This is a genomic window from Flavobacterium azizsancarii, assembly GCF_027980145.1.
GTDB lineage: Bacteria > Bacteroidota > Bacteroidia > Flavobacteriales > Flavobacteriaceae > Flavobacterium > Flavobacterium azizsancarii.
In genome coordinates, this window is record NZ_JAMZNK010000002.1 from 35,782 (window position 1) to 51,485 (window position 15,704).

The 15,704-nt window shown below is 35.6% G+C and carries 8 protein-coding genes; 7 read left to right on the forward strand and 1 reads right to left on the reverse strand.

Annotation, left to right across the window (positions count from 1 at the left end):
• The first annotated feature begins 208 nt into the window (after window positions 1-208).
• The 3 genes from NJT12_RS01430 to NJT12_RS01440 all read left to right on the forward strand — a co-directional run bounded on the left by NJT12_RS01430 (window position 209) and on the right by NJT12_RS01440 (window position 5,571).
• Window positions 209-2,716, forward strand: a complete 2,508-nt coding sequence (locus tag NJT12_RS01430; RefSeq protein ID WP_271334147.1) for a right-handed parallel beta-helix repeat-containing protein — start codon at window positions 209-211, stop codon at window positions 2,714-2,716.
• Between the two features lie 213 nt (window positions 2,717-2,929).
• Complete coding sequence (locus NJT12_RS01435) at window positions 2,930-3,994, forward strand: Gfo/Idh/MocA family protein (RefSeq protein ID WP_271334148.1); 1,065 nt, start codon at window positions 2,930-2,932, stop codon at window positions 3,992-3,994.
• Window positions 3,991-5,571, forward strand: a complete 1,581-nt coding sequence (locus NJT12_RS01440) for a sodium:solute symporter (RefSeq protein ID WP_271334149.1) — start codon at window positions 3,991-3,993, stop codon at window positions 5,569-5,571. The genes NJT12_RS01435 and NJT12_RS01440 overlap by 4 nt, the downstream gene beginning before the upstream one ends.
• Window positions 5,572-5,824: 253 nt before the next feature.
• Here NJT12_RS01440 and NJT12_RS01445 read toward each other — a convergent pair whose 3' ends face one another.
• On the reverse strand, window positions 5,825-6,037 hold the full coding sequence (locus NJT12_RS01445; RefSeq protein WP_271334150.1) for a helix-turn-helix transcriptional regulator: 213 nt from the start codon (window positions 6,035-6,037) through the stop codon (window positions 5,825-5,827).
• A gap of 595 nt (window positions 6,038-6,632) precedes the next feature.
• Here NJT12_RS01445 and NJT12_RS01450 point away from each other — a divergent pair.
• From NJT12_RS01450 to NJT12_RS01465, 4 genes are all read left to right on the forward strand, one after another.
• Entirely contained in the window at window positions 6,633-8,825 is a 2,193-nt protein-coding gene (locus NJT12_RS01450) for an alpha-L-rhamnosidase-related protein (RefSeq protein WP_271334151.1), read from the forward strand.
• 173 nt (window positions 8,826-8,998) lie between these two features.
• Window positions 8,999-10,681, forward strand: a complete 1,683-nt coding sequence (locus NJT12_RS01455; protein ID WP_271334152.1) for a glycoside hydrolase family protein — start codon at window positions 8,999-9,001, stop codon at window positions 10,679-10,681.
• A gap of 158 nt (window positions 10,682-10,839) precedes the next feature.
• A complete protein-coding gene (locus tag NJT12_RS01460; protein ID WP_271334153.1) occupies window positions 10,840-11,949 on the forward strand; it encodes a glycoside hydrolase family protein in 1,110 nt (369 codons plus the stop codon).
• Window positions 11,950-12,204: 255 nt separating this feature from the next.
• Window positions 12,205-15,549 (forward strand): glycoside hydrolase family 2 TIM barrel-domain containing protein, encoded by a 3,345-nt coding sequence (locus NJT12_RS01465; RefSeq protein WP_271334154.1) that lies wholly within the window; start codon window positions 12,205-12,207, stop codon window positions 15,547-15,549.
• Window positions 15,550-15,704 lie beyond the last annotated feature (155 nt).

The window sequence follows — 15,704 nt, forward strand, 5'->3', positions numbered from 1 at the left end:
GAAATAGTAAAAGTTAAGAAAATATCTTTTCACTGTCTTAATTTCAATAATAGCAGGAGTGTACAGGATACTTATATTTTTATGTTCTTTTAAATTGTGCCATATATTTAAGGTAAATGTTAAAATATCTACTGATGTAAAGTTTTTATTACTTTAAATTATTTCCCCAATAATTTTAATACCAAAAAAAGTTTAAAAATTCAAAATAATGCATTCAAATTCCTTTCGTAAAATTTTCATTGTTTTTTTTATTTTCTGTACCGTCTTTTCAGTCAACGCTGCTGAGATTTGGGTTGCTCCAAACGGAAAAGATACCAATGCAGGCACAAAAGCAAATCCTGTGGCAACGGTACAAATGGCAATGCGAAAAGCCAGAGAACTACGCCGATTAAATGATCCATCTATAAAAGGCGGGATTCAGATTATCGTAATGAACGGTACGTATTATTTAAACGAACCATTGTTTGTAAGACCTGAAGATTCAGGAACTCCGGAAAGTCCAACAACAATTGTAGCAGATCTAAATGCAAAACCAATAATAAGTGGTGGATTTGAAATTAAAAACTGGAAAAAAGCCACAACAATAAACGGCATAAAAAAAGCCAATGTCTGGGTCGCCGATGCGCCTAAAATTGCAGGTGAAATTATTAATTACCGTCAGTTATGGGTAAATGATAAAAAAGCAGTCAGGGCTAAGAGCACTTCCGGAAACACTATGGACCGTATTTTGTCCTGGGATCATGAATCGCAAACGTGTTGGATTCCGTTTAAAGACAAGTCTGTTAAGTTTGAAGCGGGAATGGAAATGTTTATCACACAATGGTGGTCTGTTGCCAATCTTCGAATCAAAAATATCGAAGTTCAAAAAGACAGCGCAAGACTTTCGTTTGAACAGCCGGAAAGCCGTATTCAAAGCGAACATCCGTGGCCAGCACCATGGATTTCGAAAAACAACGGAAATTCAGCTTTCTTTTTAAACAACGGAATTTCGATGCTGAATGAAGCCGGAGAATGGTATTTGGATAAGAAAAATGCCAAAGTCTATTATATCCCAAGAGCCGGAGAAAATATGAATTCGGCTAAAGTAACGATTCCTGTTTTAGAAAATTTACTAGAAGTAAAAGGAACTATCGATGCTCCGGTACACGATTTTAGATTTAAAGGAATATCGTTTCAATACAGCAATTGGCTTCGTCCTTCGCAGCAAGGTCACGTTCCGTTGCAATCTGGTTTGTATTTGCTTGATGCTTATAAATTAAAAATTCCGGGAACTCCCAATCAGGCCAGTTTAGAAAATCAGGCGTGGGTAGGAAGACCAAGAGCGGCGGTAGAAGTAAATTATGCTAATAATATTCAGTTTGAATCCTGTCGTTTTGAGCATTTGGCCTCAACAGGATTAGATTTAAATAAAGGTACAAATCATAATATCGTAAAAGGAAATTTATTCAAAGACATTGGCGGAAGCGCTATAAACGTTGGAGTATTTTCTGAAGAAGCTTTTGAAGCCCATTTACCATTGAATGTAAAAGACGAAAGAGAAATTTGCTCTGATGAATTAATTGCGGATAATTTGATTACAAACGTTACCACTGAAGATTGGGGAACGCTGGGAATCAGCGCTGGTTTTGTTCGCAATATTACGATTGAACACAACGAAATTTCAGATGTATCCTACTCCGGAATTGCAATGGGCTGGGGTTGGACACACACGGCAAATGTGATGAAAAACAATAAAATCCTTGGAAATAAAATTCATCATTACGCCAAACATCTCCATGATGTTTCGGGCATTTATACCCTTTCATCACAACCAAACAGCAGAATCGAAGAGAATTATATCGATAAAGTTTACAACAGTCCTTATTCTCATGATCCGTTTTTATGGTTGTATTTGTATACTGATGAAGGAAGTCAGGGATTTACGATCAAAAATAATTGGATTGCAACGGAGAAAATCCTAAAAAACAATAACGGTCCTGAAGGCAATATTTGGCAGGATAATAATCCTTATGTAATTACTAAAATCAAAGATGCCGCCGGAATCAGAGCACCCTATACGGATTTAACAAAAGAGGTTTTTATTGATGAAAGCTGGGGATTACAAGAATTGCCAAAATCAGTTGCGATAGAATTAACAGGATCTGATTTTGATATCGAAAAAATAAAATCAACTATAAAAGGATTTCGAATTGTAGGCGAATCGTTGTACCAATGGAAAAATCATTTGGTGATTTATGGCAAGATGAATCAGCCCGAAAGAACCAAACGAAAGTTGGCTTTGGCTTTTCCATCTATTCAAATTAAAATCTATGAAAATCCGATTTATGATTTCCAAAATTTTGACAGATGCAAAGATTCAAAACCGGCATCAGAATGGGAGAATATTGTTTTGACAGCCAATTTGGTCGATGATTCAAAAATGCAAAAGGAGTATGTTGATTATCATACGACGCAATTCGAAAAATGGCCTGAAATCGCAAAAGGTTTCTGTAATGCCGATTTCCAGCAATTGCAGGTTTTCAAAAACGAAAAACAACTCATGCTAATTATCAGTATTCCTAAAGGAGAAAATTTGGATAAACTGAATCCAAAAACAACCCAAAATAATCCGCGTGTTGACGAATGGAATACTTTAATGAAAAAATACCAAACCGGAATCGAAGGAGCAAAACCAGACGAAACCTGGATCTTTCTAAATAAAGTAGAATCGAAATAATAACACATTATTTATCCTAACAGGTTTCCAAAACCTGTTAGGTATGTTTAGCCAATAAGAAAGTAAGCTACTTCCGATAGCTATCGGGATAAAAAGATTAGACAGATTAAAATCATTTGAATCTTTTTAATCTGTGAAAAAAAAATGATGATACCTAACAGGTTTTAAAAACCTGTCAGTATACTTTACAAACTATAGAAAACCAAAAAACCAATGTTAAAAATAGCCATTTTAGGACTCGGAGAAGGCCGAAGCACCATGTCTGCAGCTTTAGGAAGTTCAAAATTAGAACTCGTAAAAGTATGCGACAGAAACGAAGAATTGTGTAAAAAGAGAGCAAGGGAATTTGATTTCCATTCCTACACAACCAATTATGATGATTTACTAAAAGATGATTCCATTGATATCATCGCCATTTATACACCTGATCATTTGCATGCTGAACATATAAAACAAGCTTTATTACACGGGAAACATGTAGTTTGTACCAAACCTTTTATTGATGATCTTTCTGATGCTGCAGCACTTTTAGAACTCAGTAAAAAAACAGGTAAAAAGGTTTTTATAGGTCAGAGTTCAAGATTTTTTGAACCTGCAAAAAGACAGCGAAAAGATTATGAAGAAGGATTAATAGGAGATTTAATTACTATCGAAGCGCAGTATCACGCTGATCACAGATGGTTTTTAGAGAAAGAATGGTCGTTGTTGCAGTCTTTCAGATGGCTGTACGGTGGTTTAAGTCATCCAGTAGATTTTATCAGATGGTATTTACCTAATATCGAAGAAGTAATGGGTTATGGAATGATCAGCAGTAACGGAAGTGCTGCGGGTTTGAAAAATGAAGATACGATGCATTTTATATTTAAAGCCACAGACGGAAGAATTGCCAGAGTAAGTGGTGTGTATACTTCGCCAACACAACCTGCGCAACGTGATAGCGGAATGAGTACGATTTTAAGAGCAACTGAAGGCGCAAGTCAGGCAGATTACCATGAATTGCGTTATGCTGTTACAGACAAAACCGGCGAAGAAAAAGTAATTACGTGGGGAGATTCAACCTTAAAACATTATTTCCGTTTTGAAGGGCAAAGCCATCACGCAGGAGAATATCAAAATTATCTGGAATATTTTGTAGACAGCATCGAGCTCAAATTTACGGCGTATCCGGATATGGAAGAAGGCATAGGAACCGTAGCTTTACTACAAGCGATGGATAAATCACTACAAACCGGATTGCCAGTAAAATTAGCTGACGTTCTTAATGAATACGGGCTATGAACAGCATCTACGATAAATTAACAACGCTCGATTTTATAATTGTTGCCGTTTATCTGGTAGCTTTATTAATTATTGGCTGGGTTGTTAGCGTCAAGCAAAGCAAGAAAAACGAAACCCTTTTTCTGGCTGGAAATTCATTAAACTGGTACAGCATTGGGTTCAATATGTGGGGAACAAATGTTGGTCCGTCTTCGTTATTGGCGTTTGCGAGTATTGGTTACGCAACCGGAATTGTAGCAGGAAATTTTGAGTGGTACGCCTTTGTTTTTTTACTGCTTTTGGCAATGGTTTTTGCACCGCGTTATATTGCGAGCAAAGTAAGTACAATGCCGGAATATATGGGAAAACGCTATGGAGACAGCACACAAAATATCTTAGCTTGGTATGCTTTAGTCAAAATTTTGGTAAGTTGGTTATCATTAGGATTATTCAGCGGAGGTGTTTTAGTACGTCAGATTCTTGGAATCCCAATGTGGCAAAGTGTGACAGTTTTAGTAATTTTTTCAGGAATTTTTACTTTTGCCGGAGGATTAAAAGCCATTGCGAAAGTCAATGTTTTTCAGATGATTTTATTGATTGTCGTTTCATTAACCTTATCTTATTTAGGTTTACAAAAATTGGGAGGAATTGATGTTTTAATTGCAAAAACACCTTCTAATTTCTGGAATTTAGTACAGCCGGCAAACGATGCGCATTATCCATGGCCCGCCATTTTATTAGGATATCCTGTTGCTGCTGTGGCTTTCTTTTGTACAGATCAATCAATGGTGCAGAGTGTTTTAGGAGCCAAAAATCTGGAACAGGGACAATTGGGAGTAAATTTCATTGGCTGGCTAAAAGTTATGGCGTTGCCTTTGTTTATTTTACCGGGAATCCTTTGTTACGCCTTATATCCTGAATTAGGCAAAAACTCTGATTTGGCTTATATGACAATGGTCACAAATCTGTTCCCAAGCGGAATGAACGGTTTGGTTATTTGTGTGATGATTGCCGTTTTGGTAGGAACAATTGGTTCGTCGCTAAATGCGTTAAGTACCGTTTTTACGAATGATATTTATGTCAAGAAAATCAACCCGACAGCTACTATAAAAGAACAGATTAAGATTGGAAGAATCACCATTGCAGCCGGATGTTTGTTTGCAATTCTGATTGCCATTGCAATCGATAATATAAAAGGACAAAATTTATTCAATATATTTCAAGCGGTTTTGGGCTTTTTAGCACCTTCATTATCTGTCGTTTTTCTGTTAAGTATTTTTTGGAAACCAACTACAAAAAAAGCTGTAAACGTTACATTATCCTGGGGTTCTGCATTTAGTTTATTTGTGGGAGTTTTATATCTATGGATATTTCCTGCCGATAAATATGCAATTTGGCCACACTTTTTATTGATTTCATTTTACATTTTTGCCGTATTATTAGTCGCAGCAGTTATAATTTCATTATTAGATAAAAGCCCTGAAACCAATTTTTCAGTTGAAGTTGATATTCCTAAAACTAGTATGAAAGTTAAGCTGTTGTTTGGTTTGTTGGGATTAACTATTTTGGCTTTGTATTTTGTTTTTAATGGGAATTGAAACTATATAAAAACAAACTTCTAATAAAAACGAAAGACTGTCTCAAAAAGGCAGTCTTTTTTTGTTTTTTTGCGTACTATTTGTCATTTCGACCAAAGGGAGACTCGAGCGATAGCGAACAGACGAAGTAAATCGCATTCAATTTTCGATAAAGATTGACTAATTTCTATGCGGAGTTTCTTGTGTGATTTCTCCCTTTTGTCTAAATGACAATATTGCGATTGTTGTACTGGTTAAAAAGATTTTTTATATTTTATTTTGGTAGAGTAGAAACCAACAACTCTCGAACATCAACTTTCAAAAATTTAGAAATTTCATAAAGTGTTTCAATAGAAGGCTGATATTCATTAGTACACCAGCGAGAAACAGTGGATACAGTTTTACCTAAATGTTTAGCTAATTCCTTATTACTTCTATTGTTTTCAACTAAAACAACTTTTATTTTATTTAACTTAAGTTTCGACATAATGTTGATTTATTGCTTTTTTATGCAAATATGATGTATTTTAAATATAATGAAAAGTATAATAAAATTATTCAAAAGTGCTGTAAAATTATAATTTTAATATATTTAGTTATTGTTTTTAATAAAATTTTTACTATATTTTCTTTAATGAAAGTAAAAACTTAAATAAAGCGATCAGGAAAACGACAATTAAAAGATATCGGTTTCGAATACGGGCGATCTGTAACAGTTCGACATGAAAAAGATATAATTATCATCATGGCAAATACTAAGATTGAAAAGATCACAAAGTATTGATTATTTATATTTTTAATGGATATTAAACTCAGATCAACTTTAAAGAATAATAAAAAAAGTGCTTCAGAATCCCTGAAGCATTTTTTTTTATGATAGTTTTTAAGAAGCCTGAGTGATAAATCTCACAACCCATTATCTATTTGAAAAAAAATCAAATAAAATTTAAAGAATTAAATAAAAAAAAGGGACTAAAATTACGGTCATGGTATAAAAAAGGTTAATTATTCCGCGTAAACAGGACAGTGCAGGGTATGAAATGTAAAAATAACGTTTATCTTTAGCCTTAAATTATTGTTATATGCAGAACCAATTTTCAATTTCCAGATTTTTGCTTGTTTGTCTTATTTTTTGTCCTTCGGTTTTTCTGTTTGCGCAGGAAAAATCAAAAGAAGCGACATGGATCTGGTATCCAGGAGATTTTGAAGTTTGGTTAAGCAATAAAATGCAGGTAAAACGTACAGAACGCGAAGCGGTATTTCCGCCGCTTTGGCAATATTATAGTCCTTATGCGCTGGTAACTTTTCAAACAGAAGTAGATATTCCAACACCAGACGAAGTAAAAATTTATTCAGAAGGACCTTTCCAATTACTTTTAGATGGTATTCAGGTTTATGGGCAGCCAAAATCAATAACTATTCCCGCCGGAAAACACAAAATTTCCTTCAAAGTTTATAATCAGGAAGTATTGCCGACAATTTATATCGATGGTAAATATGTTAAATCTGACGCCTCCTGGAAAGTGACCAACGAAGATAAACTTTGGATTGATGAAACAGGAAAAGCACAACAATCCGGTACACCATGGGTGCCTGTTGGTTCCTGGAATTTTGATGCACCAGAGAATAAACCTTCAGGATTTAAACTGACTACCAAGCCTATGAATGCTAAAAAAGCAGAAAAAATAGGGACTGGTCAATTAGTAGATTTCGGTAAAGAAACTTTTGGTTACATTAAAATTCATGGTTTAAAGGGAAAAGGTAAAGTAGCACTTTATTATGGTGAATCTCGTGAAGAAGCGCTAGATTCTGCAAGATGCGAAACCTTAGATCATTTATCTTTTGATGGAAATCAGCCTGCAACATACACACATAATGGATCCAAAGCGTTCCGCTACGTTCAGGTTCAAGCAGATGCAACGGTAAAATATGATTCTATTTCGATGCTTTATGAATATTTGCCATTAGACTATCGTGGTGCATTCAGATCTTCAGACCAATTATTGAATCAAATTTGGGATGTGTCCGCTTACACAATGCATCTAACGTCCCGCGAATTTTTTATAGACGGAATTAAACGCGACCGTTGGATTTGGTCTGGCGACGCATATCAAAGTTATTTAATGAATTATTATTTATTCTTTGATTCGGCTTCTGTAGAACGAACGATGTTAGCGCTTCGTGGAAAAGAACCTGTGACGGCTCACGTTAATATCATAATGGATTATTCGCTCTATTGGTTTGTGGGTGTTTACGATTATTACTTACACACAGGCGATACAAAATTTATCACAACTTTTTATCCGCGAATGAAGTCACTTATGGAATTCTGTTTAAAAAGAAGAAACACAAGCGGATTCCTGGAACCACTAGAAGGCGATTGGGTTTTTATTGATTGGGCAGACGGATTACCAAAAACAGGCGAGGTTAGTTTTGAGCAAATGCTTTTAGCAAGAAGTTTAGAAGCGATGGCGGTTAGTGCTGAAATTGCAGGTGAAAAGGAAGACCAAAAAGAGTATAAAAAATTAGCTGATGATTTAAAGACAAAATTATTTGATGTGTTTTGGGATAAAAAACAAAACGTTATGAAGCATCAGCGTATAAACGGCAAAGTAGAAGATATTGTAACGAGATACGCTAATATGTTCGGTATTTTTTTCAATTACTTTAATGAAGAGCAAAAACAAAGTATAAAAAATAAGGTACTGCTCAATAATGATATTCTTAAAATCACAACGCCATACATGCGTTTTTACGAGTTAGAAGCTTTGTGTGCTATGGGCGAACAGGATTACGTATTAAAAGAAATGAAAGATTATTGGGGCGGAATGCTAAAAGAGGGCGCAACATCTTTCTGGGAAGAGTATAACCCAAACAAAAAAGGAGCAGAACATTTAACCATGTACGGACGCCCTTACGGTAAAAGCCTTTGCCACGCTTGGGGAGCAAGCCCAATTTATTTGTTAGGGAAATATTATTTGGGCGTAAAACCAACTTTACCAGGATATTCAGAATACGAAATCAAACCTAATTTAGGAGGTTTAAAATGGATACAGGGAAAAGTACCAACGCAAAACGGAGAAGTAGAATTGTATTGCAGTACCAAAGAAATCACAGTAAAAGCGGCTGAAGGCGAAGGGAAATTGATTTTTGAAAGTTCAGCTAAGCCTAAAACAAATTCAGGAATAATTACAGCATTAGCTAAAAATAAATATCAATTGATTGTAAAACCTAATATTGAATATAAAGTGAGTTATAAAGCAATTAGTTTTTAGTCCACAGTTTGTAAACGTCTAGTGCGTCATTTCGACGAAGGAGAAATCACACGCGTAACCACAAAGATTGTCGATTATAAGTAGGGAATTTCTAATGCGATTTACTGCGTCTGTCCGCTATCGCTCGGGCTCCTTCATTGGAATGACAAAAAAACTCAAAAAATAAAAAAACAATGTTTTCAAAAAATACAAAATACAATTTCAAATTAAATACAGTTTTTCTGGTATTGTTTTCAGTTTGTCTTCAATTTTCAGTTCTGGCACAGAGCCAGAGATTAAAACCCGCTTCTTTTGAAGTTATAAAATCAAACTACAAAACATTCAAAACAACACAGTACGCACACGTATTTTCAGGAAGCAAACATAATATTGTTCGTTTAGCCCCGGAATTGAAAGGTTTGCAAGGTGTAGAACTTCCTTTAGAAGCATATAAAAAAGGAACAAACACTCCTTTGCAATTAAAATTCAAAGAACCGGTTCAGGTTTTGATTGGGGTTTTTCAAGAAAATAATCAGGAATATCTTCAATTAAATAATAATGCAAATTCAAAATTAGTTTTAGAAAATGCAGTAACCATTACAGGTTTACCGCCAATAAATATTTATGCGATTTCTTATCCTAAAGGAACCCAGACTATAAATCCGGGAAAAGGATTGTTCGCCCTTTTGGGTGTTGTGAAAAGCAGTCAAAAATTAACCTTAAGAAACGCAGAACTTCCGAACGGTAAATTATGGAATCCAACGTTTATCGTTGAAGGATTTTCAGACGAGAAACCCCTTTTCGAAATTATTGGAGGAGAAAATAAACCTGTTGTAGAAGAAGGAATGCCCGGAACCGAAGGAATTCAAGGCGGTTTTGAAGGCGGACGCGTGGTAAAAGTAGGCGATACGTATCATATGTTTCCAACCGAAAGAGCCGGAGAAAAAGGAGTAGATTATTATTATGATCGCGTAAAAACAAGAATCGGACACTGGAGCAGTAAAGATGCTATTCACTGGAAAAGAGAATCTACTATATATCAGGCAAGCGGTACATACGCCTTAACCGAAGACGATAACCCAATGAATGATCGCCGTGCCGCAATTTGGTCGTATATGCCGGTTTTTAACGAAAAGGCAAACAAATGGTACGGCTATTATTTAGCCTATACAGTGAGTAAAGAAATAGAACCAAATCATTCATTTGGAAGAATTTGGAGATGTGAATCGACAGTAGACGGTATCAACGGAATTGGTGGTCCGTACAAGGATATGGGAATCATTATGGAACCGGGATTAGACTCAGAACCTTGGGAGGGGCGTCAGGGCGTGGCTTCATTTTTTCCTTATAAAGTAGGCGATAAGTATTTTGGTTTTTACAGCGGAGCATATCCTTTTAATTCCTGGGCAGATTATCCAAAGAAATCAGGAAAAGGCTGGTTTGTGGCTTTAGCCGAATCAAAAAGTTTAGAAGGTCCATGGTCAAGAATAAAAGAGGGCAATAATCCGATAAAGACAATGCATCCGTTTTTTGTAGAAAATCCAATTGTGAGTCAGCTACCAAACGGTTTATATATTGCCATTTTTGATGGAGGACCGGACGGTTGGGGACATCATTTGCCTAATATGATCGCCTATTCAGTATCAAAAGATGGTAAAAATTGGGGAGAAGCAAGATATCTTCCCATAGAAACAAAAGTCGATAAATGGTGGGATATTATGAGAACGCCATTATGTCTAATTCCAGAAGGAAATGACGTTTACACCATTGTTTACGCCGCAATCGACCTAAAAAGAAGATTTCACCCAATGGGAATGGTTAAAGTAAAATTAAACAAAGACGTAATGGAATCCCGTTTAGAAGAATTGAAGAAATAGAAAAAAGATATAAGAAACAAGATTTTAAAGAATAGAATATAGAGTATAGAGTAAAGAATATAGAAACTTTGCGACTCTGCGTCTTTGCGAGATTAAATTGTTCGCAAACAAATAAAAAACTTAGCGACTTAGCGCCTTCGTGGCAAAAATAACATAAAATGAAAATTAAATATTTATTAATCGCCTTAACAGTACTTGCCATAACAAGTTGTGCAACAAAATACAAGAAAAGAGAAATCAACGAAACCGTAATGCAGGAGATTTACAACGAGATCAAAACGCCTTACAAATATGGTTTGGTCATGGTTCCCACAGACAACTCCTATAAAATGGATTGTCCGAGTGTGTTTAGAAAAGACGGAAAATGGTTCATGACGTATTTAATCTATGGCGGAAGAGGTTACGAAACCTGGCTGGCAGAAAGTGATGATTTATTGCATTGGAAACATTTAGGAAAAGTAATGTCTTTTTCTGAAAATGAACAACATTGGGATGTCAACCAAAAAGCAGGATATATTTCGTTGCAGGATCCAACATGGGGAGGAAGTTACGAATGGGAAAAATACGATGACAAATACTGGATGAGTTATTTTGGCGGAGACAGCAAAGGTTACGAAGCCGGAGTATTGTCTATTGGAATGGCTTATACCAAAGAATCACCAACAAAAGCGCATGAATTTGATCGTCTGGACAAACCTGTTCTGACTCCAAAAGATAAGGACGTAAGCTGGTGGGATAACAGCACGATGTATAAAAATACCGTAATCAGAGATACAGAAAAACAAACCGGACATAATTTCATCATGTATTACAATGCCCGTGGCGATAGTTTGAAACCAGCAAAAGGAGCAGAAAGAATTGGAATGGCAGTCTCTAACGATATGAAAAGCTGGAAACGTTTTGGTAAAGATCCAATATTGAACAATCATAAAGGAATTACAGGCGATCCATACATTCAGAGAATTAACGATACCTGGGTGATGTTTTATTTTGGTGCTTTCTGGAAACCCGGAGCTTTTAACCGTTTTGCGGTTTCGAATGATTTGATTCACTGGAACGATTGGAAAGGCGAAGATTTAATCAAATCATCTGAACCTTATGACGATTTGTTTGCACACAAATCATTTGTAGTAAAACACAACGGAATAGTATATCATTTTTATTGCGCCGTAAATAAAGCAGAACAAAGAGGAATTGCAGTAGCAACTTCTAAAGATTTAGGCAAAAGCGAAACGAATTTTGTGGCGCCGCCAGAGAAGAAGAAATAGTTTTCAGTCTCAGTTTGAATTGCCAATAGGTATAGTCCCTACGGGACATTTTTACATTAGCTGCCGATGTTGCTATCAATATTTAATCACTACTAGATATTCCGTTAGGAATTTAATATTGGTAGTATTAAGAAGGTAGAAATCAATATTTAATATCTGCGAAATATTACGTTAGGAATTAAATGTTGGAAGCAAAAAAAAACATTTGCAAATAAGTTTTGTCCCGTAGGGACTACATAATATAATAAGTTAATAATGAATGAATTAAAATCAATGTCAATTTATATTCGTCAATTTTTCAATTTTGAATTTTCGATTAATAAATTATATTTCACATTTTGCATCTTACTTTTTACGGTTATGGGAAATGCCCAATCCGTAACAGGAGAACCTGCGGGAATTCCCGAAATACCTAAAAAGTACGAATTTGCTCCTTGGGAAGATCCAACGGTTACGAGTATCAACAGACAACCATCAAGAGCAACGGCATATTCATACACAAATATCGAAGATGCCTTAAAAGGAGACAGAACAAAAAGCCGACTTAAAATGCTTACTGGAGATTGGGATTTTAAATATGCATCTAATCTTAAAGAAGCTTCTAGAGATTTTTATAAAGGAAAAGTCAATGGCTGGAAAAAAATAGAAGTCCCGTCAAATTGGGAATTAAAAGGTTATGATATTCCAATTTACAAAAGTGCCGTTTATCCGTTTCGACCTATAAATCCACCTTTTATTCCTAAAGATTATAACGGAGTTGGGTCCTATCAACGCAGTTTTACCGTTCCTGAAAATTGGAAAGATATGACAGTAACTTTGCATTTTGGAGCTGTAAGTTCCGGATTTCAGGTTTGGCTGAACGGAGAATTTTTAGGATATGGAGAAGATAGTTTTTTGCCTTCGGAATTTGATATTACGCCGTATTTAAAAGAAGGCGAAAATGTAGTTTCGGTTCAGGTAATTCGTTGGACAGACGGTTCATATCTTGAAGATCAGGATCATTGGCGCGTAAGCGGAATCCAGCGTGAAGTTTTTATTATGGCAGAGCCAAAATTACGCATTCAGGATTTCTTTTATCAAACCAAATTAGACAAAGAATACAAAGACGCTTCTTTTCAACTGCGACCAAAAGTTGAAAACCTGACAGGCGAAAAAATCAAGGATTATACTTTTCAGGCACAATTATACGATGCCAATAATGTAGCTTTATTCAAAGAACCACTTAAAAAACCGGTGATCGATATGATCAACGAAAGTTATCCTCGTCTGGATAATGTACGTTTTGGAATGTTTAAGGAAAATATCACTAATCCAAAAAAATGGAGTTCAGAAGAGCCTAATTTGTACACTTTGGTAATGTCGATAAAAGATGCAAACGGAAATATTACAGAAGCAAAAAGCTGTAAAGTTGGTTTTCGTTCAGTTGAATTCTCCAAGGAAAACGGAAAAATGCTTATCAACGGAAAAGAGACTTATGTTTATGGTGTAAACCGTCACGATCAGCATCCAACCAGAGGAAAAGCAGTTACAAGAGAAGATATTAAGGAAGATATTACCACCATTAAAAAGTTCAATTTCAACTTTATCCGAACCAGCCATTATCCTAACGATCCTTATTTCTATGATTTATGTGATCAATACGGAATCATGGTGATGGACGAAGCCAATCAGGAAACTCATGGTATTGGCGGAAAACTAAGCAATGACCCAAAATGGACAAATGCGTATTTAGAACGTATGACGAGAATGGTCGAAAGAGATAAAAATCATCCGTCAGTTGTGTTTTGGAGTTTAGGTAATGAAGGCGGAAAAGGACCAAATCATGCTGCAATGGCAGGTTGGGTTCACGATTTTGATATTACACGTCCTGTACATTATGAACCCGCACAAGGAAACCCGAGATTAGAAGGTTATATTGATCCACTTGATCCAAGATATCCTAAAACAATCGATCACGCGTACAGATTCGAAAATCCGCAAGACGAGCCGTACGTTGATATGGTCAGCCGATTCTATCCGGGAGTTTTTACACCAAAGTTTCTGGTAGATCAGAAGAAAGACACACGACCAATTATTTTCGTTGAATATTCTCATGCAATGGGAAATTCAGTTGGAAATTTAAAAGAATTATGGGATGAATTCCGTTCGCTTCCAAGAGTTATTGGAGGTTGCATCTGGGAGTTTAAAGATCAGGGATTATTGAAAAAAGATCCGGCAACGGGTCAGGAATTTTTTGCTCATGGCGGAGATTTTGGCGAAAAATACCATGACGGAAACTTCAATACAAAAGGAATTGTCGATTCTAACGGAAAACCAAAAGGTTCTATTTATGAGAACAAATGGATTTACCAACCGGCGACAAGTACATTAAAAGATAATTTTCAATTAGAAATTAAAAATCGTCAGGCCGTAAAATCTTTAGCTGATTATATTCCGGTTTTGAAAATATTAGAAAACGGAAATGTGATTAAAACTCAGGTATTAAAACCTTTCAATTTAGAAGCAGGACAATCTACAATTTTAGATGTAAAACAATATCTGCCTAAACTGAAAAAAGATGCCGAATATTTTCTGAATATCGAGTTCCAGCTTTCAAAAGAGGAATTATGGGCTTCTAAAGGTTATACAGTTGCAGAGGATCAGTTTTTGTTGAAAAAGCAAGACGTAACAATTGATTTTAAAGAGAAAGATTCTAAGTTTAAAACAACAGAAACTGAAACAGATTTTAAAATAAAAGGAAAATCATTTGAGATCAATATTAGCAAGGCAAACGGAGCTTTGAGTTCTTATGTTTTCAATGGCGAAGAGCAGGTTTTTGCACCGCTGCTGCCTAATTTTGTAAGACCACTTACGGATAATGACAAAAGAGGCTGGAAATCGCACAAACTTTTAAAACCGTGGTATCAGGCAAAACCAAAAGTGGTAAGTACAAAAATGGCGATTGCAATTGACGGAACAACAATTACGAGTGAATATGAAGTCATAAAAGACAGTGCGAAAGTTCAGGTTGTTTATAAAATCAATAAAAACGGAATTATAAAAGTGGATTATAGTTTGAAAGCAACAAACAAATTACCAAACATTCCAAAAATTGGAATGCAAATGGGAGTACAAAGAAAATTCGATCAGATTTCGTGGTACGGAAAAGGAGAATTAGAGAATTACATTGACAGAAGTTTTGGATCGTTTGTAGGGAAATATTCGTTGCCAATTAATGATTTTCTGGAGCATTATGTGAAACCTCAGGAAAACGCAAACAGAACAGAAGTAAGATGGATGGCTTTTAGAACACCTCAAAAAAATAAAGGTTTATTGGTTGTCGATGATTCCAAAGTTTTAAGCATGAGCGCGTGGCCATATACGCAGGAAAATCTAAGCGCCGCCAAACATACTTTTGATCTGAAAGATCCGGGATTTTTAACGGTAAATATCGATTTGATTCAGATGGGAGTGGGAGGAAACGACAGTTGGACTTTAGTAGCCCAACCTTTAGAACAATATCAAATTAAGTCCGGAGATTATCAATATAGTTTTTATCTCGTTCCTTTTTCAGGTTCAAAAAATGGCCTGGATGAAAGTTTGAAAAAATTTAAGTATTAAGTTATGATCTATCCTAACAGGTTTCTAAAACCTGTTAGGTATTTCTGTTTAGAAGCTTAGAGATTAAAGATATATTTTGTTATTTCCATCGAAAAGATACTCGAGCCGATAGCGAACAGACGAAGTAAATCACACTAGTAGCTCGACAAAGATTA